Here is a 26,372-nt window from a genome sequence, read left to right as displayed (position 1 = left end):
AGGGCCGATTAGTAGGTCTGCAAAATATTATATAACGTATCACGTTCTGCGGGAATTTTACCAGTTTCTTTAATCATTTCAATAAACCATTGTTTTGGAACCATCTGGGAAGACTGGTTTCCAGCAGCATGTACAATTTGTTCTTCCATGACGGTACCGTCTAAATCATCCACGCCGAATTGAAGAGAAACCTGGGCCAGCTTTTTTCCTATAAGCATCCAAAACGCCCGGATATGTGGGAAATTATCAAGCATAAGTCTCGCCACGGCCAGTACTTTTAAATCGTACCAGCCGGTAGAGTCGCGCTCGATATTAAATTCTTTTGCCAGCTGGGTGTTATCGGGTTGAAAAGCAAACCCAAAAAAGGCATTGAATCCATTTGTTTCATCCTGCAGTTCACGAAGGCGGATGAAGTGATCAACGACATGCTCCGGTTTTTCTATGTGGCCGTATAAAATGGAGGCATTGGACTTCATATCAAGATCATGAGTGAGACGATGAATATAAAACCAGCGGTCTGATTCGGTTTTGTGTCCGGAGATGATACGACGTATTTCCGGGTCGAAAATTTCGGCACCGCCGCCGAGAATCGAGCCCAGTCCAGCTTTTCTTAATCTTTCAATTGTTTCTTCCACAGAAATTCTGGCAACACGGGCGAGATAATCAATTTCCACCGCTGTAAAAGCTTGGATATGGATGTCCGGATTGTGGTGCCTGGCCAATGCTATCATATCTTCATAATACGTGAAGGGGAGCCTGGGGTTTACTCCCCCGACAATGTGCAGTTCTGTGTAGCCTTTTCCTTTCATCTCGATAAATTTTCGTTCCAGTTCCTGAAGACTCAGGGAATAGGATGTAGAATCCCCGGGTTTGACTCCAAAGGCACATAGCTTACAATCAAGATAACAGACATTGGTGTAGTTTAGATGAGTGTTTTGGATAAAATAAACATGGTTTCCATTCCATTTCTCTCGTACGCTGTCAGCCAGTGCTCCAATGGTCAGCAGATCATGAGAGTTCATTAAATATACTCCATCTTCAAACGAAAGCCTTTCTCCGCCTTGTACTTTCTCCACAATGTCCGACATTTGATCCGATTTAAGTTTTATAAAAGCCGCCTCCTTTGTCCCCTTATTCAGCTTCATTATACTACTAGATATTAGGAAATAAAAGAGAGTTTGGAAGTTATAAACAATAAAGCAGGTACAAAAAACAATTGTTTTTTTATGGAAAAAAAGGTAGAATAGAAACAATCAACATACAGTTGGAGGAACCCCTTGTAAGGGAGGGAACGTAATGGGGGACAACAAAGTATCTCATGCTTTGCAGGAAGAACACTTAGAAGCGCTCCGCAAGAAAATGATGGAGGCTGCCCAGACGCACGGTTTTCATCATCCATTAGTTCTTCATTACAGCCGGAAAGTAGACCAGGAACACAACAGACTGCTTGGTTTGCGGTCACAGCAAGAGGGGTTTCCTTCAAAAATTTATCCAACACGTAAACATTGGCAGATTGTTTGAACGTTTACGGAAAAAACGATATACTTAAAATAAAGCAACCGACAGATGGATTATTTAGAGGAAGAGGAGGTTTTCCGATGATCACGGTCACAGAAGCCGCCGCTGCACAAGTGAAAAAGATGATGGAAGAAGAAGAGGACCAAAACGTCAAGCTCCGTGTCGGAGTGAAGGGCGGAGGATGTTCCGGTCTTTCCTATGGACTTGGATTTGATTCGGAAGTGGAAGATACAGACCACATCATTGAACAAAGCGGGCTGGAAGTGCTTATTGATAACGAAAGCGCCGACGTTTTGGAGGGTGTGGTTATAGACTATAAACAGAATATGATGGGCGGAGGATTTACGATCGATAACCCGAACGCCATCGCAAACTGCGGCTGTGGCAGCTCATTCAAAACAGCAACAAAAACCGGAACACCGGAAGATTGCTGATAGGAACACTCCCTTGCAGGGCCTAAACTGCAAGGGAGTTTTTGTATGGCAAAAACAGGGCGTCCCGCTTTTTGCCATAGCAGCCGTTTTTCTATAAGTACTGCGTGGCATTGCTGTTCTTACCACTGGAGGCATTGTTGGAAGTCACGAATGGCAGAGTCCAACACCTTAATGCTATCCAAATCAGCTTTTGAACCGATTAGCGGGAAGCCAAAGAGGAGGACTGTCCTCCAAATACTCTTGGTTGACATGTTTTGTGAGAAGTTTTTAAGAAAATGGTTGAAAAACGTAAAAAAAAGAAATATCATAAAAGATGTGATTTATGACTGATTTGTGACTTTGAAAGAGAAAAAAGTGAGAAAAATACACAGATTTCTTTCACACTTTTCGTCTTTTTTCTTTTTTATAGAAGAGACGTTTTTTCTAAACCTGCATACGTGAAATGAATCACATGCGGGTTATATTAAATGCTTCACAGCAATTCGGGTAGGATAAGAATGACGATAATTTAAAATTGGATGTGATGACAATGGCGACCAAACCAACCATACTAATTTTAGGCGCAGGTTACGGCGGAATGGTTACGGCCACAAAGATTGCGAAAGAATTCGGACACAGTGACGCAAATGTAACCTTAATCAGCAAACATAACTATCATTATCAAACCACCTGGCTTCATGAACCAGCTGCGGGAACGATGCACCCGGACCGCACACGGATGCCGGTGGATTCCGTTATCAACCGCAATAAAATTCATTTCCTTCAGGATGAAGTGGAAGAAATTAAGAAAGAAGAAAACAAGGTCATCCTGAAAGAAACAGGCGAAATGGAATTTGACTACTTGGTTACGGCCCTTGGAGCCGTTCCGGAAACCTTTGGGGTCGAAGGTGTATTTGAACATGCCTTTAGTAAATGGACCGTGAATGGTGTCCGGGAAATGAAAGAACATATTGAATACCTGTTCGCCAAGTACAACAACGAACCGGAACCACGTGATGATTATCTGACATTTGTTGTAGCCGGGGCAGGGTTTACCGGCATGGAATTTATCGGAGAGCTGAGTGAACGGATCCCTGAACTCTGCAAAGATTACGATGTTCCGAAGAATAAAGTCAAAATGTATGTTATCGAAGCGGCTCCAACGGCACTGCCTGGATTTGACCCGGAGCTGGTGGAGTATGCCATGAACCTGCTTGAGAACCGCGGCGTAGAATTTAAGATTAACAAGCCGATCAGTGAGGTGACCGCAGACGGGGTGGTTCTGAAAGACGGAGAAGAAATTAAGTCACAGACTGTCATCTGGGCAACAGGCGTACGCGGACATCCTGTTATTGAAAAGTCCGGCTTTGAAAACATGCGCGGACGGGTAAAAGTAGAGAAAGATCTTCGTGCACCGGGAGAAGATAATATATTCATTATTGGGGACTGCTCGCTTATGATTAATGAAGAAACCGAACGCCCTTATCCGCCAACGGCTCAGATTGCCATGCAGCAGGCAGAGACTGTATCGAAAAACCTCCTGGCCCTGATTAAAGGGGGAGAACTGCAGGAATTTACCCCGGACATTAAAGGGACGGTAGCTTCTCTTGGCGGAAAAGAAGCAATCGGTGTGGTAGGCAATAAAAAGCTGTACGGTACCTCAGCAAACTTCATGAAAAAAATGATTGATAACCGGTATTTATGGATTCTCGGGGGCGCCGGCCTCATGCTGAAAAAAGGGAAAAACCCACTTTAAGCATAATACAGGCCCTGCGGTTAAAAATTTGCCGCAGGGCCTTTCCGGTTCGTCACATAAACGTCATAATTATATTGTATAATACTATTTTGAAAAGCAGTGCTTTAATTGCTGGAGGTGAGACTGTAAGTGACCGGGATTGAGAGTTTACCTCAGCTCATTATTTCGATGATGCTGTTTTTGCTGCTCTTTTTTGGAATAGGATTTTTATTAAATATGATCTTACGCTCGACGTGGATCATCGCGGTGGTTTATCCCATTATTGTCGTATGGATTATCGATGAAGTGGGAATATTCGATTATATTTTATCTCCTGTTTCCTCCTTTCAGGCATTGGGCAGAGACATAGCCGCTCTCCAGATGGTGGACGCCCTGATACTCGTAAGTGGATTCATTGGAGCGGTTTTAGCTGGTATCGCGATAAGAATGCTTCGGAATAGAGGGTATCAAATGTTTTAATAAACTGTTCTTTACAGAGGCAGTTTCGTCATGAGGCAGGACGAATTGCGGCTGTGAGAACAGTTTTTATTTTGTATAGATAAGCTGCTGAGAATAATATTATCTGTTTCTGGAAATGCTGTTTTGGTGAGAGGAGTGATCTCTATGCCAAGCAGCATAATTCGAAGATTACTTATGGTGATTTTGTTTGGATTAGCTGTTATTACTACAGCTTCCTATATTACTAACGTTAACGCCCAGGAACTCCCGGGTTATTTCTATGACTACATGCAAAAGCCATCCCAGGGGGAACGGGATAGCAGACACCTACCAATGAAAACAAACTCGGAATATTTTAAAAAGGAAGTTCCGGCGCAAACGAAAGAAAATATGCCGGAAGCGGAGCTGCTTTTTAAAGTGGAGGACGGACTTACCGAAATGGTAACCGCCACTGGATATACAGCGGGATATGAATCGACAGGAAAAACAGAGGAACATCCTGGTTATGGTGTAACCTATTCCGGGGTAAAAGTCAGGCGGGACCAGGTTTCGACGGTAGCTGCTGATCCCGCCGTCTTTCCCATTGGAACAATACTGTATATTCCGGAGTATGGATATGGAATCGTAGCCGATACAGGTTCTGCAATAAAAGGAAAGAAGCTTGACCTTTACTATGACTCTGTGGAGGACGTATATGAAGAATGGGGAAAACGTAAGATCAAAGTCCACGTATTGCAAGAGGGCGACGGATCATTAACGGAATCAGAATTAGATGCTATAAATAAAGAAGGGGGGCTGCCGGTATTCCAGCCGTCCCCTTCTTTATGATAAAGCAGTATTTCAAACAACAATGTAGTAATGGCCGAGCATAGCTATAATTAATCCGACAACACAGCCGAAAAAAACCTCGATCGGCTGGTGGCCGAGTAACTCTTTCAGTTCTTCGCGTTTCTCTGTCTCTTCTTTTTTCTGCCAGGATTTAGCTTCCGTCACAAATTTGTTGAAATCCACCACCAATTGATTCAGTACGGTGGCATGATAACCAGCATGGCGTCTTACGCCGGTAGCGTCAAATAAAACAATAACACCAAATACCATACAGATGGCAAAGAAACTGGAATCAAAACCGTGTTCGAGACCAATTGCAACAGAAACGGAAGTAACCGCAGCAGAATGAGAGCTGGGCATGCCTCCTGTACTTGTTACTAAAGTAAAGTCCCATTTTTTTGATGCCATGTACGCTAGTGGAATTTTAATAACCTGGGCGAATAGAATAGAAAATAACGCGGCCCATAATGGGAAATTGCTCAATAGTTCCATAGTCCGAGAACGTCCTTTCGCTTATAAAACATGGTTTCCTTCTGTAGATGGTAACAGATTGATGAGGTAATCCTTTATTAATTTGTATTGTGCTGTTATACTATTGTATATCTGAATTTTTTGCACATTTTTGAAAATTGGTCCATCCTATAGATAGGATACTTGGATGGCATTGTTCCACATACATTATTGTATCATAGGAAGAGCGGCCAGCGTTTTATTGTTTTATTTTTACATGGATCAGGAAGGAAAGGAGCGGATTTGTTTCAGGAATGTTACAGATACGATGGTCTCTTTGAAGCTTATCCTGATTCTCTCTTGTATATAAGCGGATATCCGTGATAATAATGTTTGAATAAGCAGGCATTTACCAGTAAGATGATAAGCATCTTGCTTTTTTCGAACAAGCGCTCGAATTCTTTTGGAGAATGGATGCTGATGATCAATGAAACTATTAAAAAGTCTCGATAAAGGATTAAGCAGGTTAGAAGAGTTTATATTAAGCTTTGCTATAATAACAATAACGGTGATGGTTGCCGGAAATGCGATCAGCCGTAATTTTTTCAGCAACAGCTGGGCATTTGCTGAAGAGATCAGTGAACTTTCCTTATACATTGCTACCTTCATGGGAATCAGTTATGTAGCAAGAAAAGGACGACATATTACGATGTCTGCGCTGTTTGATAATGTGCCTTTTGCCTTCCGGAAAACGCTGGCTACAGCGATACCCTTTATCACAGCTTTCATACTTTTTGCCATGGCCTATTTTTCTTATGAGTATGTACAGTCTACTTCCGGAAGGGTTACTTCTGCACTGCGGATTCCATACTACTGGATGAATATATGGGCGCCGATCGGTTTCGCCCTGGGCGGCATTCAGTTTCTCCGCAACTTCTGGGTGAATGTCAGAAATAAAGACGTCTATCTGGCAGCAGAGCGCAAGGATTACCACTCAGAAGAGGAAGTAGAACAGCAGAGTTCCACGTAAATTACACAGAATAGCGAGGAATAGCAGATGGTTACGACATTATTAATTATTTTATTTGTGTTTTTGATGCTCGGTTTTCCGATGATGATCCCTCTTATTCTGGCTCCGCTTATGGTTGTGTTATTTTTCCTGCCGCAGGTGGAACCATTTCTGATGATTCAGCAGATGATGAGCGGTATCTCGGAACCTATCCTGCTTGCCGTCCCTTTATTTATCTTTGCAGCAGATATAATGTCGATGGGGAAGACGTCCAACCGTCTCCTTGATTTTGTCGGAGCGTTTGTCGGACACCTGCGGGGCGGATATGCGATAACCACAGCTGCGGCCTGCACGTTATTCGGTTCGATTTCAGGGTCGACGCAGGGAACAGTCGTTGCAATCGGAACCCCGATGCGGGAACGGTTATTAAAAGTGGGTTATAAAGATTCAACAGCCATTGCGCTGATCATTAACGCCAGTGATGTGGCATTGCTGGTACCTCCAAGTATCGGTATGATCATATACGGGTTAATTTCGCGGACTTCGGTTGGTGATTTGTTCATTGCCGGAATCGGGCCGGGATTATTAATATTTGCATTTTTCGCAATATACGCATACATACACGCCCGTTTATATAATATTCCGCTGGCAGATAAAGCGACATGGAACCAACGGCTTCAATTCACGTGGAGAGCTGTATTGCCTTTGATGTTTCCGGTCATTATTATTGGCGGGATTTACAGCGGGTTTTTCACTCCAACAGAAGCAGCCGGTGTCTCTGTTCTGTATGCTCTGATATTGGAGCTTTTGGTTTTTCGTTCGTTTAGTATAAAGAAAGTACCGAGTGTGGCTCTTTCAACCGGATTGATTACTTCTGCTGTATTTATACTGGTTGCCGGAGGCCAGGCATTTGCCTTTACGCTTGGGATTACCGGCATCCCCGGATTGATTGCCGATACATTTCTTTCCGGCGACCCCGGCCCGATAGAAGTACTGATCATTGTCTCCATATTCTTTTTTGTCGGCTGTATGTTTGTAGATCCGATTGTAGTCATCTTGATTTTAACACCTATTTTTCAACCAGCTGCAGCTGCCGCAGGTATTGATCCGGTCCATCTTGGGGTTATTGTTACGTTCCAGGCCGCTCTGGGATCGGCGACACCGCCGTTTGGAGTGGATATCTTTACGGCCAGTGCAGTATTTAACCGTTCCTACCTTGATACGATAAGGGGAACACCGCCGTTTATCATTATGATGCTGATTGTTTGTATTTTATTGATTATTTTTCCAGAGATTTCTCTCTTCCTGCTGCCTGAGTAATGCAGGAAGTTGAGATATAGATTTAAATAAGTTGAAGGGGGAAAAATTTATGAAAAAAAGGAAATTCAGCTGGCTTTTAAGTACAGCACTTACTTCATCGCTCGTCCTTGCTGCTTGCGGCGGAGGCGGGTCTGATGAAGGAGGAGACAGTGAAGGGGATACCGGTGGAGATACGGACAGTGGAGGCGGTGAAGAAGAAGCTGCTGAGGGAGAAAGCTATGAGTGGCGCTTTGTGACCGAAGAAAATGAAGGACAAATGCAATACGAATATGCGGAGGAATTTGCCAGCCGGCTGGAAGAAAAATCAGACGGTCAGATATCGATAGACGTATTTGAATTTGGCGGCCTTGGTACAGAAGTAGACCAGGTAGGCCAGCTGCAGAGTGGAGCGGTGGAAATGGCGATCATTTCGCCAGGGTTTACTGGCACCATGGTGGAAGAGGGCCAGCTTTTTGCTCTTCAGTTCCTGCTCCCGGAAAATCAGGAACAGGTCCATGAACTGCTTGAATCCAGTGAGGCCCTGAATGAAGACCTTGCCGGATTATATGAAGAAGAGAATATCCTGCCGCTCTCCTTCTTTACCGAAGGCTTTATGCAGTGGACCGGAAGCAGTGAACTAATTGAACCGTCCGATTTTGAAGGGTTTACGATGAGAACACAGGATTCTCCGTTGATCCAGCAGTCGTACGAGCAGTATGGAGCCGATGCCACCGTTATGAGCGCCGGGGACCTTTATACCGGTCTGCAGCAGGGCACCGTCGACGGTCAGGAAAATCCGATTTTCTTTATTGCGGATTCCTCCTATCATGAAGTACAGGATTACATGACAATTTCGAATCATAACTCCTACGTAGCAATGATGACGGTGAATCCAAGCTTTTATAACGATCTGCCGGAGGATATTCGTGCTATGATTGATGAAACGGTGGAAGAAATGCGCGATGTCGGTTTTGAAATGCAGGATGAGTTAAATAGTGAGCTGTTGTCTGATATTGAAGACAATGAAGATACTCCTACAGAAGTGACAGAACTGACTTCGGAACAGCGGGATGCTTTCCGGGAGCTTGCTCAGCCTATGCGTGACTACTATCGGGAAAATGCCGGAGACCAGGCCGGCGAGATATTAGATAAGCTGGAAACCGAAATTGAAGAAATTACTGGAGAATAAATGTAGAAAAAAGGAGCCCCGGTCACGGGCTCCTTTTTTATTGGATAAATATGCTATCCTTCTGGGAAAAAGCAGGTCAGGCGGTCCGCTTTGACGGGTTCAGGGTTGTCTGTCTTTGCAGCAGATGGTATAACTTAGGAACAGCCGCTGCGGTTAATGCGGTTAAAATAAGATCTTTAACCAGCGGAAGGGCCATCCATCCCCAAACCATGGAATAATTGAAGCCCTCTGGAGCTTCGGCAATCCATTGATAAGCGTAATACATATACGTTGTCCCGAGAGCATAATTGATAACCAGGCTTGTAAAAGCGGCGGTCAGAAAGGTAGGAAGACCGGGATTTGATTTGCTTTCAATTATTTTTCCTGTAACAAAAGCCATGATAATAAACGTAAGTATAAATCCGAATGTGGGACTTACGAGGGCGCGGAGGCCTCCGGAAAATTCAGAAAAAACCGGCATTCCAAGCAGTCCGATCAACATGTATATGATCATCGAGAAAGCGCCGAGGCGGCTGCCAAGCAGGGCACCGGCGAGAATGGCAATAATTGGCTGCAGCGTCACAGGAACCCCGCCGATTACCAGAAAGGCAGCAATGTTTGCTCCAATTCCCATTAAGGCTGCAAATAAAGCGACAGTAACAATATCGATGGGTTTAAACGTCATTATGCAGGCTCCTTTTTGTATTCTTTTTTCCATCGTAAAGGAAGGGAAAGGGTATGTCAACTTAGTTTTTATTTGAGTTTACGTATAAATCTTGTTAAAAAGGTCGATGACTTGACTTCGGTATATTATATTTATAAGGGAAGTATCCATCTCATTCATTTCGGGGGTAACGAGAATCATGGGAGTAGGTAACGATTTTGTAATCATAGCACATCGTGGAAGTACCAATGACTTGATCCGTGAAAATACACTGGCAGCTTTTCAACGGGCAGCGCGTCTTGGCGCTGATATGATAGAAACGGATATTAGAGTGATGAAAGATAATAACCTGGTGTGCTCCCATAATCCTGGGTGGAACGGCCGGCTGTTACGGGAAATGTCCTATGAAGAATTTCGAACAGGCGCCGAACAGAAAGAAGGATGGACTCCTGCTTTATTATCCGATGTGCTGCCTCTCCTGGAGGAAGGAATAGGATTCAATATTGAAATAAAAGAAAAAGGAATAGAACGTCAGGTGCTGAACAGCCTGCCTTCCACCAGTAATATCGTGTTTTCTTCATTTGAAGAGGGAGTGATTGGATCGATAAAAGCACTGGATAAAAAGGTGAAGACTGCGCTGATCGTGGGTCAATCTTTATTTTCCAGCCAACCGGGAAAACCTTTCTCCTATTGGCGGGATTATTTTCCCGAAAAACGGCTGAAAGCAGCAGGAGCCGATGTGATATGTCCGCATTTTCGGATGGCTACCCCTCGATTTATTCAACGGATGCATCGAAAAGAATATAAGGTATATGTCTGGACGGTAAATCGGCCGGAACGCTGGAAAAGGCTGTTGAAATCCGGGGCAGACGCGATATTCACAGACGAAATCGGAATGGGGCGTCATTTTCGTCGATAAACGGTGTGGATTGCCAAAGGAAACGAAAGCATTGTATGATATAAAGAAGAGAAAAAACAAAGGAGTGTTGTAAATGGCACGTGTAGAAAGTTTTGAGCTGGATCATACCAAAGTCAAAGCACCGTATGTCAGACACGCCGGTTTTCAGCGGATAGGGACAGATGGCATTGTTAATAAATTTGATATTCGTTTTGGGCAGCCAAACAAGGAAAACATGACACCGCCTGTGATTCATACGCTGGAGCACCTGTTGGCTTTGAATATCCGAAAGTACGCTGAAGAATATCCTCATTTTGAAGTGATCGACTTATCACCGATGGGGTGCCAGACCGGCTTTTATTTAATCATGAACGGTGAGCCGGAAATTGGAGAGCTCATTGATATTCTTGAAAAAACCATGGAATATTCTCTTACGCTTGATGAAGTTCCGGCAGCAAATGAAGAACAGTGCGGCCAGGCAAAACTGCATCATCTCGACAATGCAAAAGAATGGATGAGATACTGGCTTGCCCAGGATAAAGAAGAATTGAAAAAAGTATTTTAATCTCTTTCTGTTAAAACGAAACCGGGGAAAAAGATAAGAGAAATGGCGAAAACCTGAACAATTCGTATTCTATTGTTAAACAGTAGGTTGACGGAGCGACAAAAAGCAGATAACGAAAAATTCCGAACGGTTTCTATAAATCGTTCGGAATTTTTTATCTTATAAGGGTATTGTTCCGGCCCCGTTTTAGTTCTCCCTGTCATATTTTTGTGCTTGGGCAATGAGATCTTCTAATTGGTAATCTCTGCTGTTTGTAATGTCCGCTTTTAACACATGGTTCATTAAATCCAGGGCCAGTTCATTATCCCTGGAGCTGTTGGAAGCGGTACAGTCCCCGGGCACAAATAATTGATAATGCCGCATGTAAGCGTCATTTGCAGTAAAATGAACACACATATTGCCGGCAACCCCAGTGATGATTAATGTTTTCACTTCCAGATATTCGAGTAATAAATCCAGCGGCGTAGCAAAAAAAGCAGAAAACTGTGGCTTTAATACAAAATAATCATCGTCGTCCGGTTCGATCCATTCGGTAATCGGTTTTCCTTTCACGTCTTCCCGTTTGCAGTGAGCCACCAACTCCTGAAAGTCACTTTGCCAGCGCCCATAATTGTCATTGACATAAATGACAGGGATTCCATATGCTTTCACGCTTTTCTTGAGCTGGGCAATATTTTTCGCTGCATCGAGCGCATGCGGAAACAAATAATCCCTATCCTCAAATTCCATGTCATTGATCATGTCTAAAATAAGTAAGGCTGTCGATGATTTTTCTTCTACGTGGGGCAGTGTTTCAGCCAATATAAATCACCTCGTTTCTTCTTTTCCTACTATTCCCGGAACTTCACGATTTTAAATCTAAAATACAATTACGCCGCGGCTTGTTAATATGATAAGATAGACGGTAATGAGAAAAGATATAACAGTCAGTGAGCTTGAAAGGAGAGGCAGAGATGGAAACGCATGAACTTGAAATTTTACAGCTCGTGGAAGAAAACGGCCGCCTGGATGTGTCGACGATGGCCAAAATGGTGGATCGAAGAGAGGATGAAGTACAGGCGGTTTTAAATAAATTAGAAAAAGAAAACGTCATTGTCAGCTATGCGGCTGTGGTGGACTGGAGTAAAGTGGAAGAGCGGGAAGGCGTTACGGCTATGATTGATGTGAAAGTAACCCCGCAGCGTGGAGTTGGTTTTGATGAGGTAGCAGAGCGGATTTACCGATTTCCGGAAGTGAAGGCGCTGTATCTCGTTTCGGGTGCCTATGATTTATCGGTCGTGATAGACGGCAATACCATGTCCGATATCGCAGGTTTCGTGTCTGAAAAATTATCCACGCTTGAGTCCGTCATTTCCACGACCACTCATTTCCGTTTGAAAACATATAAACATGACGGGGTGGTCTTTGAAGATGGGGAAGATGATGACAAAAGGATCGTGGTGTCGCCATGACCTCCCCATCGGTGAGAAAGAAGAACAGATTGTCTGAGGCGGTTCAGAATATCCGCCCTTCCGGTATCCGCCGTTTTTTCGATATGGCTTCCACGATGGAGGATGTTATCTCTCTCGGTGTGGGAGAGCCTGATTTTGTCACGCCGTGGAATGTAAGAGAAGCAAGTATTGATTCCATGGAGAGAGGCTATACGGCTTATACAGCGAATCCGGGTATTATCGAATTGCGCGAAGCGATTGCCGGATATCTCGAACAGCAGTTTCAGACCCCCTATGATCCGGAAAAGGAAATGATTGTCACCGTAGGGGCAAGTGAAGCGATTGATATAGCCGTCCGCGCTACCGTGAATCCAGGGGAAGAAGTCATTGTGGTTGAACCGGGTTTTGTATCCTATGCCCCGATTGTTTCCCTTGCCGGCGGAAAACCAGTACCGCTCGGCACAAGAAAAGAATATGCCTTTAAATTAACAAAAGAAGAGCTGGAATCCGTTATTACACCAAACACCAAAGCCATTATGCTCAGCTTCCCCAATAATCCGACTGGCGCCGTCATGACAAAAGAAGACCTTGCTCCGCTTGCTGATGTAATAGAAAAACATGATCTGCTTGTTTTATCGGATGAGATATATGCCGAACTTAGTTACGATCACAGCCATTACAGTGTGGCCAAACTCCCTGGGATGAAGGAAAGGACCATTTTGATATCCGGCTTTTCCAAGGCGTATGCGATGACGGGCTGGCGTCTTGGTTTCGTATGTGCTCCGCCGGATATCACGGCTGCCATGCTGAAAATTCATCAATACACTATGATGTGTGCGTCCACACCGGCCCAATTTGGAGCCCTGGAAGCACTAAAAAGCGGGAGAGACGATGTCGAACGAATGATTACAAGTTACAAACAGCGCCGGAATTATATCGTGAAATCATTCTCCGAAATTGGTCTGTCCTGTCATAGTCCCGGCGGGGCATTCTATGCGTTTCCCTCCATCGAAGATACCGGCATGACTTCGGATGAATTCGCAGAAGGCCTGCTGAAAGAAGAACACGTCGCGGTCGTCCCCGGCAACGTCTTCGGCGAGGGGGGAGAAGGCCATATCCGCTGTTCCTACGCTACTTCTATGGAATCGCTGGAAACAGCGGTGGAACGAATGGGACGATTCTTAAGAAAACATGCCACGTAATCGAGACCCCGCCAAGGGTCTCTTTTTTTTAGAGGGCTGGATCAAAAGGCACAGCCCCTTTCCTGTGATAAAGAAAATGGAATCGAGGCAGAAGCGGAAGGCGGCGACTCCGGGCCAACAGGATGTTGGTCATGCAGGCGCTGCCACTTTAGCCTGTTTCCTTTTCAAGCATCAGCCTCAGCATGTAACGCACTTTTGATACAGTTCCTGGCAATGAAGAAAATATAGAAGAACGAAAACGTTTTCTGGTTGGAGGAAAAATCACTTGGACAATAAAAAACTCCGGCTTCGAAAAAAGCCGAAGCTGCTCATTACCATACTCCTAATACATGGAGAAAAGCTGCAATAATAGCGAGTGGAGTAATGTAGCGGATAAGAACCAGCCAGGTGCTGAAAAAACCTGAGCCAAGGGAAGAACCGCGCAGCAGTTCTTCCCGCAGTTCGCTGCGTTTAATAAAGTAAGAAGCAAATACAGCTATACACAGAGCTCCAACCGGCAGCAGAATATTACTGACGAGAAAATCAATTTGATTGAAAAAGATATCGCCGAAAATCAGCCATTCCGACAGCAGGCCATAGGATAAATTCGAAGGAATCCCAAGTATAAAAATTCCTAACCCGCCGGCCCAGGCTGCTATCCTGCGCCGGCCTGGATTGCTGTGAGAAACCGAGGAAACGACGATTTCAAGCAGCGAAAAGGCGGATGTTAACGTCGCAAACAACAGCAGCAGCAGAAATAAAGTAAAAAACAGAGAACCCAATGCCATTTCATTAAAAACGGCGGGAAGGACAGTGAAAATCAGACTGGGTCCTTCATTTGGTTCCAGGTCAAAAGCAAAGACTCCTGGAAATATCGCCAGGCCGGATAGAAAAGCAATAAGAATACTGAGTCCAACGATCGAGGAAGCGGAGCGAACGAGACTTTCTTTTTTTGAAAGATACGAGCTGTATGTAACCATAATGGAAACACCCAGACTTAAAGAAAAGAAAGCCTGCCCAAGGGCAAAAAGAATGGTTTGACCATCCAGGCTGTCTAGGTCAGGCTGCAGAAAAAAGCGTACCCCTTCCATCGCGCCGTCTAATGTTAAGGAACGCACAACCAGTACGATGAAAATGATGAAAAGTGCCGGCATCATAATGCTGCTTGCCCGTTCTATTCCTTTCTGAATTCCGCCCTGCACGATCAGGATGGTGATAACAATAAACCCGAGATGGGCGGCTCCGACTTCCCAATGATTTGAAATAATCGATTCAAATAAGATGCCGTAATTGCCTTCCGGCGGATCTGTCAATCCTCCGGTCAGGCTCCGGATGAAATACGTTAGAATCCAGCCGCCGACCACAGCGTAAAAAGAAAGAATCAAACAGGAAGAAATAATACCAAGGATACCTACCCAGTACCAGGGAGTACCCGGGGCCAACTCTTTATACGCTTGAATCGGTGGTTTCTGTGTTTTGCGTCCTATGACAAATTCAGCTAATAACAGTGACGTTCCAAGAAGCAGGGTGAAGACAAGAAACACGAGAAAAAAAGCGCCGCCGCCGCTAGTCCCTGCTACGTACGGTAATTTCCATACCGCACCGAGACCGATAGCCGATCCTGCTGCGGCCAATATAAACCCTATTTTCGATTTCCACTGCTCTCCAGCCATATAGGGAACCATCTCCTTTTCATCGATCATGTAAACATATCATTACAATATCGAAAAAACGTGTTTTTTGTCAGTGTTTTGTACAGAAAAAGATATCACAAAAAAATTGCCGGAACCGCCCTTTTGTGTTACAATTTATAAGCTAATAAATATTTAGGAGATGTTTGAATGTCGGTAGAGCAATACGAGGTTGGCAGTATCGTTGAAGGAAAAATTACAGGAATTAAACCATTTGGAGCATTTGTCGCTCTGGATGAAAATAAGCAAGGTTTGGTTCATATATCCGAGGTAGCCCATGGCTACGTGAAAGATATAAACGAAGAATTATCCGTCGGCGATGAGGTTAAGGTGAAGATTAAATCCATTGATAACGATAACGGTAAAATTTCTCTTTCCATCCGCGATACCCAGGCGGCCCCAGAACGGGAAGAAAGAAAAGCCAGTCCAAGCGGCGGACCAAAAGGCGCTCCCCGCAACACCCAGAAAACTCAGGGCTTTAATACCCTTGAGGATAAACTGAAGGATTGGCTGAAGCAGTCCAATGAAATCCAGGCCGATTTGAATAAAAGAATCCGTAAATAACAGAACAAAGAAGGGGCTTTCCGTAAATGGAATCAGCCCCTTCTTTGTTTTTTTGCTGAAGTATACCTCTTTTAAGCGGCGATAAGCCGAATTCTTCAAAGGGATATGAGTTACCTTATCGTTGAGGTTCGGGGCTTCGTTCCAATTCTTCATCCGGTTTGAATAGAATAGAAATGCTATAAAGACCGGCGATCCCCACAAGCGCATAAATAACCCGGGACATAGCTTCCGCCTGACTACCAAAGATGGCGGCAATAAGATCAAATCCAAAAAATCCAATCAGTCCCCAGTTCACTGCACCAATAACGGTCAAAACAAGAGCAGTACGCTGCATTCCGCTCATATCGTTCACCCCCCTTCACCTATGCCACGCTTATCCCTTATGATGAATGAAACAGGACGGCTTTATACATCTTTTTGATAAAAAAGATATCCAGCACCATGAATTCGTTTACATTATGGAAATGTCTTGAATTCCGCAGAGCCCTTCTATACATTTGAGAGAGAGAATAAATAATGGAGGAAAATAAAAATGCGAAAAAATATCCAATTTGATTACAGTAATGCTCTGCCTTTTTTGAACGAACAAGAACTTGAACAATTGCGGGGACACGTACACAGTGCCCATACTGCTATCCATGAACAGACCGGGGCAGGGAACGACTTTTTAGGGTGGGTCGATCTACCTGAAACGTACGATAGGGAAGAGTTTTCCCGAATTCAAGAAGCCGCGCAAAAAATTAAAAACGATTCCGATGTATTACTTGTCCTTGGTATCGGCGGTTCTTATCTTGGCGCCAAAGCAGCCATTGAAAGCTTGACCCCGGCTTTTCGCAATCAGCAGGCAAACGAACACCGCAGCGGTCCGGAGATCTATTTTGCCGGTCATCACCTCAGCCAGTCTTATATTCATGATTTAATGGGACGCCTGGAAGGAAAAGATATTTCCATTAATGTCATTTCCAAGTCCGGCACAACGACAGAACCGGCAATTGCCTTCCGTATTTTCCGGGATTATCTTGAGAAAAAATACGGAAAGGATGAAGCGTCCAAACGCATCTACGCAACGACAGACAAAGAAAAAGGCGCGCTTAAAACACTGGCGGAGGAGCAGGGGTACGAAACCTTCGTCGTACCGGACGATGTCGGAGGACGTTATTCTGTTTTGACGGCTGTCGGTCTGCTTCCGATTGCTGCAGCGGGCCTTGATATCGAACAGATGATGAACGGGGCCGCGGAAGCCAGAAAAACTTTTGCGGAACCGGAGCTATTACAGAATCAGGCCTATCAGTATGCGGCGCTTCGTCATATTCTTTACCAAAAAGGGAAGGCGGTCGAACTGCTCGTCAATTACGAGCCTAGTCTAGTTTATGTTTCCGAGTGGTGGAAGCAGTTATTCGGAGAAAGTGAAGGAAAGGATCATAAAGGGGTGTTTCCAGCTTCTGTTCACTTTTCGACGGATCTTCACTCCATGGGTCAGTATATACAGGAAGGACGCAGGCATCTGTTTGAAACAGTTCTGCAGGTGGACTACGCCGGAAAGGATGTACTGATTCCGGAAACAGACGATGACCTCGATGGGTTAAATTACCTTGCCGGCCAATCCATGGATTTTGTGAACAAAAAAGCATTCCAAGGGACTCTGCTTGCACACACAGATGGAGAAGTACCGAACCTTGTTCTCACCATCCCGAAGCTAAATGAATTTTATTTCGGCTCCCTTGTTTATTTCTTTGAAAAAGCATGCGCCGTCAGCGGTTATCTGCTCGGCGTCAATCCATTTGATCAGCCCGGGGTCGAGGCTTATAAGAAAAACATGTTCGCCCTGCTCGGCAAGCCCGGGTTTGAAGAGCAGCAGGCGGACCTGCAAAAACGATGGAAGGAATAAACCACTCCCGGAGGAGACTGCCTCCGGGTTTTTGTATGAAAAAAAGCAGGCGGGGGAAATTAAGAAAAAAGGAGGCATACCTGCAAATGATGGAAATACAGTCCAAACTCGAAGGGCACCGATTTGTTCTTCATGATCTCGAAAAAAAGCTGGAACCGCTCGGATATGATATCGGAGGCGGATGGGAGTATGATCATGGCTACCTGGATTATAAAATGTCCGTAGACGGAGATTATCAGTTTTTCCGTGTCCCATTCCAGGCTGTAGATGGGGAATTGGAACAGAAAGGAGTAAAGGTTGCGATCGGCCGTCCCTTTGTATTGACGCACCAATACCAGCGCGGAAATGATGACGTGGAAGAGCCCCATAATGCCGTCGTCAATCAGTTTCAGGAACCTGTTAATCCGGATGCGGAAGTTCCGGCGTCTTACCTGGAACAGGGGGAACGGTTGAATAAAGAACTGGAACAAATCTTATTATCGTGAAGATACAAGCAGTAACACGGAATGTTCTTCATGCAGTGTCGTAGAACCTTCAGGATTGAGTGTTGTCTGTTTCTCACTGCTTAAGCCGAGAAGCAGGTTTTCTTCCTTTCGTGCCTCCTGGCTGACTTCTTCAAATGTTTTCCCGATCCATTCGTCGGGACAAGGCAGAGAATGCAAATGGGGACTGGCTTCGACATCCAGCAATAACGTAATGGTTTCGGCAATTCCCTGCTGTTCCAGACTTTCTGTCATTAAAAGACTTGAAATCATATTGGAAGCAATGATTTCATCAGCTCCTGCATGGCGGGCGTTGGGAAGCTGTTCGGAAGTAAGGATTTCAACCGCTGTGTAGACCTCTTCACAATAATGTTTGGCTGTCAGTAAGGTAAGAATGGACTGCGCATCTGACGTTTGTTCCGACCCTTCCACTTCGGCTGTAATGATGAAGGCTCTGGCATTTCTGATATTCGATTGTTTAAGCACATCCTGAAACGTAGGATTCCCTTTAACGAACTGCAGGTTCTTATTATTGTAGAATGGACTTTCCGTCAGTGTGTTGTCAATAAGCAGAATCGGGCGCTCTGGATAAGCCCGCTGGATTTGGTCAATAAACTGACGGGAGCGCTCATTCCAATTTACAATAATATAATGGTCATGGAAACTGGAAGAAAGCGTGCCTTTCTGCCAGCGCCGCTGCTCATCCACGGTACTGGAAGCGAGGTTGGTTACAAAAAACAAAACGAACCCAATCCCGAATAAGATTAAAATCATGGCCGAGATTCTTCCTGCGGTGGAAGACGGGACAAAATCTCCATAACCCACCGTAGTGGACGTTACGACGGCCCACCATAATGCTTCAAAATATGTAGAAAAGGTATCAGGTTCTAGTATGTAAAGTATCCAGGCAAAGCTAAGGAGAATAACCGCAATAATGAAAAGCAGTCGAACCAGAATGGGAATCCTGTCATAAAAACGCACCGCTGCATCTATCATTGTCCTGACTCCTTTCTGCCTCCCCGACGTGTAGAAGGAGGCTGTCAGTAGAAAGTAAATTTTATAAAGTCTGTGTTGTCTATACCCTGGAACACGGTTTTTATAATCCTGCTTTTACCAATATAGCCAGACCATTGCGGTTTCATTCGTCATCTGGTAAAGTGGGAAAAGATGCGGGCGGGGGGATTTCTACATGATACTACTGGAATCGATCAGCTTCGGCCTGGCCGTTTTTATCGGCTGGCTGATCTTTGATTACGCCAAAGAGAAAAAATGGCGCAAAGAAAAAGTGGCAGAATCTTTTACCGCAGGCGTGACCGGGGGCCTCGGCTGGGCACTGCTTGCTTTGCTGATTTAGTATTGACAGTTTGTCTCAACCTGCTTATAATAAAAATTGTCGTTTCAACACGGGGCATTAGCTCAGTCGGGAGAGCGCTTGGCTGGCAGCCAAGAGGTCAGCGGTTCGAGCCCGCTATGCTCCACCAAATAAACTATGAGCGCACCCACGTTGATATTTCTTCTCTGGAAGCGAATATCGCAGTGCCCTCGGTGCACCATACATAATGATGCCAATGACGCCGGTTTGAGGATATCCTCGGCCCGGCGTTATTTTTACCTGGAATATAATTTGACGGGAAAATGATGTATAATGGCAGTGGGAAGCTAATATGAAAGGCGTGACGATTAAATGGCTACAGGAGAAAATATTGATCAGCGTCTGAAACGTATTAAACCCGTGCTCCAGGAAAAATACCACGTTAGTAAAATTGGCTATTTTGGGTCCTATGCACGGGAGAAGCAGACAGAAGAAAGTGATATAGATATATTGGTTGAATTTTCAAAACCGATTGGTTTGGAATTTGTTTCTGTAAAAGAGTATTTGGAACAGGAGCTGAATAGAAAAGTTGATCTTGTTACCGAAAGAGCACTGAAACCACAGCTTAAAGAATCGATTTTGAGAGAGGTCATTTACAAATGACACGAAAAGTCACCTTATATTTGGAAGATATATTGGATTGTATCAATAAAATAGAAGAATACACTTCAGGGGTAAGTTTTGCAGAATTTGATAAAAATCAGCTCTTAATTGATGCAGTGATTCGAAATCTAGAAGTTATCGGAGAGGCAGCCAAATATATTCCGCAGGATATTCGCGAACAGTATTCACTAATACCCTGGAAAAATATTATAGGGTTAAGAAATATCCTTATACACGAATATTTTGGTATTGACGAGCGGATTGTATGGGAAGTCGTTACGGTTGATTTAATGAACACAAAGCCATTATTAGAACAATTAATTAGAGAACTTCAATAATAAAGGGGCAGTGTCTCCAGTAATGGCGGGAGAGCGCTTGGCTGGCAGCCAGGAGTTCATAGGCTCGAGCCCTATATGCTCCACCAAATAAACAATGAAGCATATCCACGTTGATGTTTCTTCTCTGTAAGCGAATATCGAGTGCCTTCGGTGCACCATACATAATGATGCCAATAACGCGGTTTGAGGGATTTCCCCGGCCCGGCGTTATTTTTATGGTAAGAGGTCACTTGCAAACATATTGCAAACCTAAGTCAAATAAAGCCTTGTCGAAGGTTTTCAGCTGTCTCTTTTTGCATCGGTGGGGTGACACGGGAATACTTGTCTAAAGTCATTCCGATAGAAGAAGGACCAAGTGTCGTTCACTGGCTATTCCTAAATTCGAGGTCGATGATTTTCTGGAACCCCGGCATAGCATAGACAGGGGGGGTTCTAAACCATTAAAAAATAGACAGCATCTCAGCGGTCTGTTATATTACCCATTCATGAGTATTCTAATTTGTGAAAAGCTGACTTACTTTACTTTCATCTTTCAACTGTTCTTGAACGAAAGCTTTCAATTCTTCTTCATTAGTAAATTCATTTAACTCTTTACCATACCAATCCTGTAGTTTTGATTTAGTAATTTTATATTTATGGTCTCCAAAATTAAAGGTGGCCCATTCCGCATTATCAATTAACACAAATAGAAAGGCAGCATTGTAAACTGTTGTTTCTTTATATTCCTTTTCTATCATTGTTGCTTCAATGTTTTCATAGTTTAAAGTCAAGCCATAGGGCTTTGTTTTTGTTTCAAGTGAAACTTCTTGAAATTCCGTATTGTGTTGTAATTGCCCAATTATATCGATTACTGCGTTGTTATCCCCAATTACAGATCCTTTGTATTGAAATATATCCTCACCTTTATTATCGTTTCCGGCACTGTTTGAACCACACCCATTTAGGAAGAATAATAGTAACAATGAAAAGAAAATATATCTGGTTATTTTTTTCATTATAATGCCCCCTTACATAACGTTATGTCTGTTTTTGGTTAACCATCATCATTTCAAATTCCTATAATTTCTTTAGAAGTTATTTCATAAAACCAACTCATTGACCAGGCAGGACTGCTGGGATAAACTTTGAAAAATTTGATCAAAACCCGCTTTTCATCGATGCAGGGATTCGCAATCTTGAAGTAATAGGAGAAGCAGCTAAATATATTTCCCGGAAGATTCGTGGAAAACATCCATGAACCCCCTCTTTCCAGCTTTAATAAAAATAAAGTTCACATAAAAATCCTTTATTTAACCCGCTTATCTTTGATAACAAAGTGTAGGTCACTGTTTTTTCTGTCCTCTCGCATACAAAAAAACTTGAGTCATACGAAGTGAAATGGAGAAAAGAGAAGAAAAGGTCCCTTACCTTTGGTACATCCAGTTGTTTTACATTCACGGAAACATAAAAAGTGCTGTTTTCAAATGTTGATGTAAACCCTGTAACGGAATGGTATTCTGTGAAAAAATCTGATATCTCCTGGGAGATACCAGGCTCATATTCTAAGTTTACTGCTTGTGACATTTCCAGCAACGCTTCTTTATCCATCATGCATCCCTTCCTATGTGTGTCCCTTTCTAAGGCTGCCAAATACATTATACCTCACGCCGTACCGTTCAAATACCCCTGTATGTTTAATGGAAAAAGAACCAGGATAATACATATAACAGCTGGTGTACATTTTTGGCAAAAAGGGGTTTTATAATGAGTATTTTTGCAGGAATCGCCTGGATTTCCAACCTGTTAGGAATAGTCCAGGCGGGATATATAACAGTAGATGTCATCCGAAAGCCGCAGCACATGATGCCGATTATGAATGTGGTCTGGCCGTTAATTGGTTTATATTTTCCGGTTTTCGGATTATGGTCCTATTGGAAACTCGGCCAAAACAAGAACAATAGGGAAACCCCTCCTCATGATCACCATCATGACTCCCATCATCCGAATAAGCCGTTCTGGCAGAGTGTTTTTGTTTCTACCACTCATTGCAGCAGCGGCTGTTCCCTGGGAGATATGATCGGTGTTCCGATTGTGGCGTTAACGGGATTAACGATAGCCGGCAGTACCTTGTTTGCGGATTACGCTGTCGAATTTGTGCTTGCCTATATTTTCGGGATTGCTTTTCAGTATTACGGGATGGGAAGAAGCAAAAAAGAAGGGGCAGGAAAAGCCATTAAAGATGCAGTGAAAGCAGACACGCTGGCTCTGGTGGCTTTTGAAATTGGAATGTTCGGATGGATGGCACTCGTCCACTATTTGTTTTTCGCTCAGCCCCCGGAACCGATGACAGCGGTATATTGGTTTATGATGCAGATCGCGATGATGCTCGGTTTTCTTACCAGCTACCCTGCAAATTGGCTTCTGGTAAAAAAAGGAGTGAAACACGCGATGTAATCCAGGTACGCCTTAGGATTTTCAACCCTAAGGCGTCTTTTACCGCGGCTATTATTGTGGGAAAAATATCAAGAAATAAATTCTAAAAATGAAAAGGGAGGGCAGAATCAAATCCCGGCCCGGCACGGTTTCAAAGTTTTGTATTCCCCGGTGAAAATCGATAAAACCAGCGGAGCTTGGACGAGGCCGGTGAAGCGCCGGATCGAGATGAAATCTCCGCCAGGAGGGGATTGAGCAAAAAACCAATAAATCAAAAAATGCGGTGTTATAATACGTACTGAAATGCTTAATCAATAAAGGAGAATGTGATATGACAGATATAAATGTTCCCGTTTCTGTATTGAATCTTGCCCCGGTCCGGCTGGGCCAGTCGATGAGGGAGGCCGTGGAGTCGATGGTGGATCTGGCTCAGGCCGTAGAGAAGATGGGATATGAAAGATATTGGATTGCCGAGCATCATAATACTTCGACTCTTGTCAGCTCTGCCACCTCCATTCTTATGAAACATACCCTGGAACACACCGACAGCATCCGTGTCGGCTCCGGCGGGATTATGCTGCCAAACCATTCTCCGCTGGTTGTAGCGGAACAGTTTGGCACGATGGCCACGATCTATCCGGATCGACTTGATCTCGGTCTCGGCCGGGCACCGGGAACAGATATGCTGACGGCCAGTGCCTTGAGACGGTCCCAGAGTGATACCGTCCATTCTTTTCCGGACGATGTGCAGGCGCTTCTCACCTATTTTGGACCGGAAGAACGCCAGGGCTATGTGAAAGCCAACCTCGGGATAGACACGAATATTCCCATTTATATTCTCGGATCCTCAACAGACTCTGCGGTATTGGCTGCTAAGTTAGGCCTTCCCTACGTCTTTGCTGCTCATTTTGCCCCCGCGCACATGGAAGAAGCCATATCAATTTATCGGAGGGACTTTCAGCCATCCGAATACTTGGACAGTCCTTATATGATGGTTTGTCTCAACGTAATTGCTGCAGAAAGTGATGATGAGGCCCGCTTTGAACAAACAACGATGCAGCAGTTTTTCCTTAATGTAGTGCGGGGGGCCAGGCAGCCATTAAGTCCTCCAGTAGAAAATATGGATGATATTTGGAATCCGCGGGAAAAAGAGATGGCTTCCTCTATGTCGAGTGCCACGTTACTTGGAAGTAAAAGTTCGGTACGGGACCAGTTCATGCGTTTTCAAGAAAAATATGCGGTGCAGGAAATCATGGCGGTTTCCTATATTTATGATCCAGGAAAACAGAAGCGGTCGTATGAAATGTTAAAGGAAGTCGTCCAAAATAAGTAATGACCGATTTGCCGTGATGGAGCAGGGAGATATCCCCTGCTTTTTTTATATCCTAAGATAAGGAGATTCTATCGATATGAACAATAAAGATCACCATAAGTTGTTCATTCAGACATATTGAATTATCTTACCAAAATGGTATCATGTACCTACGTTAAATGGTTCTTTAGTATTACATAATTGTTATTGATTGAATGGAAAACTTATAAAAAAAGCATTTTATCCTAGATTTATACTACTGTTAATAGTAAATTTATAGGAGGAATGGAGAAAGGAGAAATGAAAAATGGGGGAAGGCCCCAAAGTCCATGAAGAAAAAGAAGAAGTTACAAAAAAAGAAATAGACCAACTATTGGATAAGTTAAATGCATATTTGGGGGAGTGCCCCACTGAAACTCCTTCTGAATCATAAACCGCGGGGGAAGGATAGACGACCAAGTATTTCTGTTGTTTTTATACAAAGCATATTGCTCCATCATCAGGGAAAGGAAGTGACAGGATGGATAAAACATCAATCATAGGAATCATAATGGGGCTGGCTGCTATATGTACTGGAATGGTAATGAAAGGAGTCAGTTTAACGGCACTATTTAACCCGGCCGCTCTTCTGATTATCTTTTTAGGAACCGCAGCATCTATTTTCATTGCTTTTCCAATGAGCACTGTTAAAAAAATACCGACGCTGTTTAAAATTATTTTCAGAGAAGAACAGAACCAGGATATAAAAAGCATTATAGACCTGTTCACCGATATGGCAGATATTACACGAAAAGAAGGGATTTTAGCATTAGAAAAAAAGGCAGAGGAAGTGGACGATCCCTTTCTTCAATCTGGATTTCATCTTGTAACAGACGGGCAATCTGCTGATTTTATCAGAGATGTACTATCAGAGAAGATAGAGGCAATGGAGCAAAGACATCAAAAAGGGGCTTCCATTTTCACCCAGGCAGGGACATATGCTCCAACCCTGGGTGTATTAGGGGCAGTGGTAGGGTTAATCGCGGCCCTTGGGAATTTGGAAGATATGGAGGTATTAGGCCACGCTATTTCTGCTGCCTTTATTGCTACCTTATTCGGTATTTTTTCCGGATACGTCCTGTGGCATCCGTTTGCCAATAAGTTAAAGGAAAAATCCAAAAACGAGGTGCAGATTAAATATATTATGATGGAAGGAATTTTATCGCTGACGAATCAGGATTCCCCAATGATATTGAAAGATAAGTTAACATCTTATCTTCCGATGAATTCTAATGAGATGGAAAATGGAGAACAGGAGAAAGACGATGCGAAAAACAAAACAGCATGAGGAAGAACACATCGGCGAATCGTGGCTGCTTCCGTATGCAGATATGTTAACCCTTTTGTTGGCTCTATTTATTGTATTGTTTGCTATGAGTGAAATAGATGCTCAAAAATATGAAGACTTATCTCAAGTTTTACATAGTGAATTTGCAGGGGGCGACGGCATGATGGAACATAGTAACAGCCCTATTGATGCCTCCGTCCCTGGAGAAATAAAGGAAGAGGAAGACAAGGAACAAAAAGGGAAAAAAGAGTTAAAACAGTTAGAAGAACTCCAACAACAAATTAACACGTATATTAAAGAGAATAATCTTTCCGATGTGTTAGGAACAAAATTGACGGAGGAAGGCCTGATGCTTTCGATTTTAAACGATGTGTTCTTTGATTCCGGCAGTGCGGAAGTAAAGGGAGATGGAAAACAGATCGCTGCAGAAGTCTCCGAATTTTTATACTCCGACCCGCCACGACAGATTTTAGTAAGTGGGCATACAGACGATCAACCGATTCATACAAGCGAATTTACCTCCAACTGGGATTTGAGTGCGATGCGTGCGATCAACTTTATGCGTTTACTGCTGGAAAATGAGAAGCTGGAACCTCAGTGGTTCAGTGCAAAGGGCTACGGGGAACATCAGCCGATTGCACCTAATAATAGTGAAGAAAATCGGGCTATGAATAGACGGGTGGAAGTCCTCATCCTTCCGAATTATGACACGGCTTCGGAAAAAGTACAGTAATACCAAGACGGAGGGCAGCCCTTAAAAGAGGCT

At 43.8% G+C, this 26,372-nt stretch carries 32 protein-coding genes and 1 tRNA gene; 24 read left to right on the top strand and 9 right to left on the bottom strand.

Annotated elements, in window-relative coordinates; all coding sequences use genetic code 11:
• Positions 1-8: 8 nt before the first annotated feature.
• On the bottom strand, positions 9-1,088 hold the full coding sequence (gene mqnE / locus G475_RS0106400) for an aminofutalosine synthase MqnE (RefSeq protein WP_035710415.1): 1,080 nt from the start codon (positions 1,086-1,088) through the stop codon (positions 9-11).
• A gap of 208 nt (positions 1,089-1,296) precedes the next feature.
• Here mqnE and G475_RS24385 point away from each other — a divergent pair, with 208 nt between their 5' ends.
• The 5 genes from G475_RS24385 to G475_RS0106370 all read left to right on the top strand — a co-directional run bounded on the left by G475_RS24385 (position 1,297) and on the right by G475_RS0106370 (position 4,953).
• A complete protein-coding gene (locus G475_RS24385) occupies positions 1,297-1,521 on the top strand; it encodes a Spo0E family sporulation regulatory protein-aspartic acid phosphatase (RefSeq protein ID WP_035710413.1) in 225 nt (74 codons plus the stop codon).
• A 77-nt stretch (positions 1,522-1,598) separates the two neighbouring features.
• Positions 1,599-1,952 carry an iron-sulfur cluster insertion protein ErpA gene (erpA, locus tag G475_RS0106390; protein ID WP_026700562.1) on the top strand — a complete coding sequence of 118 codons (354 nt, stop codon included), beginning with the start codon at positions 1,599-1,601 and terminating at the stop codon, positions 1,950-1,952.
• 529 nt (positions 1,953-2,481) lie between these two features.
• Complete coding sequence (locus tag G475_RS0106380; protein WP_035710410.1) at positions 2,482-3,687, top strand: NAD(P)/FAD-dependent oxidoreductase; 1,206 nt, start codon at positions 2,482-2,484, stop codon at positions 3,685-3,687.
• A 129-nt stretch (positions 3,688-3,816) separates the two neighbouring features.
• On the top strand, positions 3,817-4,146 hold the full coding sequence (locus G475_RS0106375) for a YuiB family protein (protein WP_035710408.1): 330 nt from the start codon (positions 3,817-3,819) through the stop codon (positions 4,144-4,146).
• A gap of 144 nt (positions 4,147-4,290) precedes the next feature.
• On the top strand, positions 4,291-4,953 hold the full coding sequence (locus tag G475_RS0106370; RefSeq protein WP_035710407.1) for a 3D domain-containing protein: 663 nt from the start codon (positions 4,291-4,293) through the stop codon (positions 4,951-4,953).
• Positions 4,954-4,965: 12 nt separating this feature from the next.
• On the opposite strand, the gene G475_RS0106365 is transcribed toward G475_RS0106370, so the two are convergent.
• Positions 4,966-5,445 (bottom strand): divergent PAP2 family protein, encoded by a 480-nt coding sequence (locus G475_RS0106365; protein ID WP_026700557.1) that lies wholly within the window; start codon positions 5,443-5,445, stop codon positions 4,966-4,968.
• 445 nt (positions 5,446-5,890) lie between these two features.
• Here G475_RS0106365 and G475_RS0106360 point away from each other — a divergent pair, with 445 nt between their 5' ends.
• From G475_RS0106360 to dctP, 3 genes are read left to right on the top strand one after another with little or no spacing between them, the layout of a single operon-like run.
• Entirely contained in the window at positions 5,891-6,433 is a 543-nt protein-coding gene (locus G475_RS0106360; protein ID WP_026700556.1) for a TRAP transporter small permease, read from the top strand.
• A 27-nt stretch (positions 6,434-6,460) separates the two neighbouring features.
• Positions 6,461-7,732: a TRAP transporter large permease gene (locus G475_RS0106355; RefSeq protein ID WP_026700555.1), complete on the top strand. Its 1,272-nt coding sequence runs from the start codon at positions 6,461-6,463 to the stop codon at positions 7,730-7,732.
• Between the two features lie 49 nt (positions 7,733-7,781).
• Entirely contained in the window at positions 7,782-8,900 is a 1,119-nt protein-coding gene (gene dctP, locus G475_RS0106350; protein ID WP_026700554.1) for a TRAP transporter substrate-binding protein DctP, read from the top strand.
• A gap of 76 nt (positions 8,901-8,976) precedes the next feature.
• Here the strand turns inward: dctP and G475_RS0106345 are convergent, their stop codons facing one another.
• On the bottom strand, positions 8,977-9,564 hold the full coding sequence (locus G475_RS0106345) for a biotin transporter BioY (RefSeq protein WP_026700553.1): 588 nt from the start codon (positions 9,562-9,564) through the stop codon (positions 8,977-8,979).
• 178 nt (positions 9,565-9,742) lie between these two features.
• Between G475_RS0106345 and G475_RS0106340 the strand changes: the two genes are divergently transcribed.
• Together G475_RS0106340 and G475_RS0106335 are read left to right on the top strand one after the other, a co-directional pair.
• Positions 9,743-10,462, top strand: a complete 720-nt coding sequence (locus tag G475_RS0106340) for a glycerophosphodiester phosphodiesterase (RefSeq protein WP_026700552.1) — start codon at positions 9,743-9,745, stop codon at positions 10,460-10,462.
• A 73-nt stretch (positions 10,463-10,535) separates the two neighbouring features.
• On the top strand, positions 10,536-11,006 hold the full coding sequence (locus tag G475_RS0106335; protein WP_026700551.1) for an S-ribosylhomocysteine lyase: 471 nt from the start codon (positions 10,536-10,538) through the stop codon (positions 11,004-11,006).
• A 186-nt stretch (positions 11,007-11,192) separates the two neighbouring features.
• Here G475_RS0106335 and G475_RS0106330 read toward each other — a convergent pair whose 3' ends face one another.
• Positions 11,193-11,807 carry an isochorismatase family cysteine hydrolase gene (locus G475_RS0106330; protein ID WP_026700550.1) on the bottom strand — a complete coding sequence of 205 codons (615 nt, stop codon included), beginning with the start codon at positions 11,805-11,807 and terminating at the stop codon, positions 11,193-11,195.
• Between the two features lie 152 nt (positions 11,808-11,959).
• On the opposite strand from G475_RS0106330, the gene G475_RS0106325 reads away from it, so the two are divergent.
• The gene (locus G475_RS0106325; protein ID WP_026700549.1) at positions 11,960-12,457 is read left to right on the top strand and encodes an Lrp/AsnC family transcriptional regulator; all 498 of its coding nucleotides are present in this window, start codon (positions 11,960-11,962) and stop codon (positions 12,455-12,457) included.
• Complete coding sequence (locus tag G475_RS0106320) at positions 12,454-13,638, top strand: aminotransferase (RefSeq protein WP_026700548.1); 1,185 nt, start codon at positions 12,454-12,456, stop codon at positions 13,636-13,638. The genes G475_RS0106325 and G475_RS0106320 overlap by 4 nt, the downstream gene beginning before the upstream one ends.
• A 311-nt stretch (positions 13,639-13,949) precedes the next feature.
• On the opposite strand, the gene G475_RS0106310 is transcribed toward G475_RS0106320, so the two are convergent.
• Entirely contained in the window at positions 13,950-15,320 is a 1,371-nt protein-coding gene (locus G475_RS0106310; protein ID WP_407636191.1) for a sodium-dependent transporter, read from the bottom strand.
• A 138-nt stretch (positions 15,321-15,458) separates the two neighbouring features.
• On the opposite strand from G475_RS0106310, the gene yugI reads away from it, so the two are divergent.
• On the top strand, positions 15,459-15,872 hold the full coding sequence (gene yugI / locus G475_RS0106305; RefSeq protein ID WP_026700545.1) for a S1 domain-containing post-transcriptional regulator GSP13: 414 nt from the start codon (positions 15,459-15,461) through the stop codon (positions 15,870-15,872).
• 115 nt (positions 15,873-15,987) lie between these two features.
• Here the strand turns inward: yugI and G475_RS0106300 are convergent, their stop codons facing one another.
• Positions 15,988-16,215: a DUF378 domain-containing protein gene (locus tag G475_RS0106300; protein WP_026700544.1), complete on the bottom strand. Its 228-nt coding sequence runs from the start codon at positions 16,213-16,215 to the stop codon at positions 15,988-15,990.
• A gap of 189 nt (positions 16,216-16,404) precedes the next feature.
• Here G475_RS0106300 and G475_RS0106295 point away from each other — a divergent pair, with 189 nt between their 5' ends.
• Both G475_RS0106295 and G475_RS0106290 read left to right on the top strand, forming a co-directional pair.
• Positions 16,405-17,760: a glucose-6-phosphate isomerase gene (locus G475_RS0106295; protein ID WP_026700543.1), complete on the top strand. Its 1,356-nt coding sequence runs from the start codon at positions 16,405-16,407 to the stop codon at positions 17,758-17,760.
• An 86-nt stretch (positions 17,761-17,846) separates the two neighbouring features.
• Complete coding sequence (locus G475_RS0106290; RefSeq protein WP_026700542.1) at positions 17,847-18,245, top strand: YugN family protein; 399 nt, start codon at positions 17,847-17,849, stop codon at positions 18,243-18,245.
• On the opposite strand, the gene G475_RS24380 is transcribed toward G475_RS0106290, so the two are convergent.
• On the bottom strand, positions 18,237-19,238 hold the full coding sequence (locus tag G475_RS24380; RefSeq protein WP_051302245.1) for a potassium channel family protein: 1,002 nt from the start codon (positions 19,236-19,238) through the stop codon (positions 18,237-18,239). The genes G475_RS0106290 and G475_RS24380 overlap by 9 nt on opposite strands.
• A gap of 193 nt (positions 19,239-19,431) precedes the next feature.
• On the opposite strand from G475_RS24380, the gene G475_RS27135 reads away from it, so the two are divergent.
• The 4 genes from G475_RS27135 (at position 19,432) to G475_RS0106265 (ending at position 20,555) form a co-directional block, all read left to right on the top strand.
• A complete protein-coding gene (locus G475_RS27135) occupies positions 19,432-19,596 on the top strand; it encodes a hypothetical protein (RefSeq protein ID WP_156911638.1) in 165 nt (54 codons plus the stop codon).
• 51 nt (positions 19,597-19,647) lie between these two features.
• Positions 19,648-19,723 (top strand) — tRNA-Ala (locus G475_RS0106275).
• 203 nt (positions 19,724-19,926) lie between these two features.
• Complete coding sequence (locus tag G475_RS0106270) at positions 19,927-20,217, top strand: nucleotidyltransferase family protein (protein WP_026700541.1); 291 nt, start codon at positions 19,927-19,929, stop codon at positions 20,215-20,217.
• Complete coding sequence (locus G475_RS0106265) at positions 20,214-20,555, top strand: HepT-like ribonuclease domain-containing protein (protein WP_026700540.1); 342 nt, start codon at positions 20,214-20,216, stop codon at positions 20,553-20,555. The genes G475_RS0106270 and G475_RS0106265 overlap by 4 nt, the downstream gene beginning before the upstream one ends.
• A 494-nt stretch (positions 20,556-21,049) precedes the next feature.
• Here the strand turns inward: G475_RS0106265 and G475_RS0106255 are convergent, their stop codons facing one another.
• Positions 21,050-21,550 (bottom strand): DUF4825 domain-containing protein, encoded by a 501-nt coding sequence (locus G475_RS0106255; RefSeq protein WP_026700539.1) that lies wholly within the window; start codon positions 21,548-21,550, stop codon positions 21,050-21,052.
• A 122-nt stretch (positions 21,551-21,672) separates the two neighbouring features.
• Between G475_RS0106255 and G475_RS27885 the strand changes: the two genes are divergently transcribed.
• The gene (locus G475_RS27885) at positions 21,673-21,792 is read left to right on the top strand and encodes a HepT-like ribonuclease domain-containing protein (RefSeq protein ID WP_156911647.1); all 120 of its coding nucleotides are present in this window, start codon (positions 21,673-21,675) and stop codon (positions 21,790-21,792) included.
• Positions 21,793-21,809: 17 nt separating this feature from the next.
• On the opposite strand, the gene G475_RS0106245 is transcribed toward G475_RS27885, so the two are convergent.
• Positions 21,810-22,145, bottom strand: coding sequence for a hypothetical protein (locus tag G475_RS0106245; RefSeq protein ID WP_026700537.1), 336 nt, complete (start codon positions 22,143-22,145; stop codon positions 21,810-21,812).
• 153 nt (positions 22,146-22,298) lie between these two features.
• Between G475_RS0106245 and G475_RS0106240 the strand changes: the two genes are divergently transcribed.
• The 4 genes from G475_RS0106240 to motB all read left to right on the top strand — a co-directional run bounded on the left by G475_RS0106240 (position 22,299) and on the right by motB (position 26,339).
• A complete protein-coding gene (locus G475_RS0106240; RefSeq protein ID WP_026700536.1) occupies positions 22,299-22,988 on the top strand; it encodes a DUF4396 domain-containing protein in 690 nt (229 codons plus the stop codon).
• 310 nt (positions 22,989-23,298) lie between these two features.
• Positions 23,299-24,300 (top strand): LLM class flavin-dependent oxidoreductase, encoded by a 1,002-nt coding sequence (locus G475_RS0106230; protein WP_026700534.1) that lies wholly within the window; start codon positions 23,299-23,301, stop codon positions 24,298-24,300.
• Between the two features lie 499 nt (positions 24,301-24,799).
• Positions 24,800-25,606: a flagellar motor stator protein MotA gene (motA, locus tag G475_RS0106220; protein WP_026700533.1), complete on the top strand. Its 807-nt coding sequence runs from the start codon at positions 24,800-24,802 to the stop codon at positions 25,604-25,606.
• Positions 25,584-26,339, top strand: coding sequence for a flagellar motor protein MotB (motB, locus tag G475_RS0106215; RefSeq protein WP_026700532.1), 756 nt, complete (start codon positions 25,584-25,586; stop codon positions 26,337-26,339). The genes motA and motB overlap by 23 nt, the downstream gene beginning before the upstream one ends.
• Positions 26,340-26,372 lie beyond the last annotated feature (33 nt).

Origin of the sequence: Salibacterium aidingense DSM 18341, from assembly GCF_000429685.1 — a bacterium.
Lineage (GTDB): Bacteria > Bacillota > Bacilli > Bacillales > Marinococcaceae > Salibacterium > Salibacterium aidingense.
The sequence above is the reverse complement of the archived record's forward strand: the minus strand, read 5'-3'. Positions and strand labels throughout refer to the sequence as shown.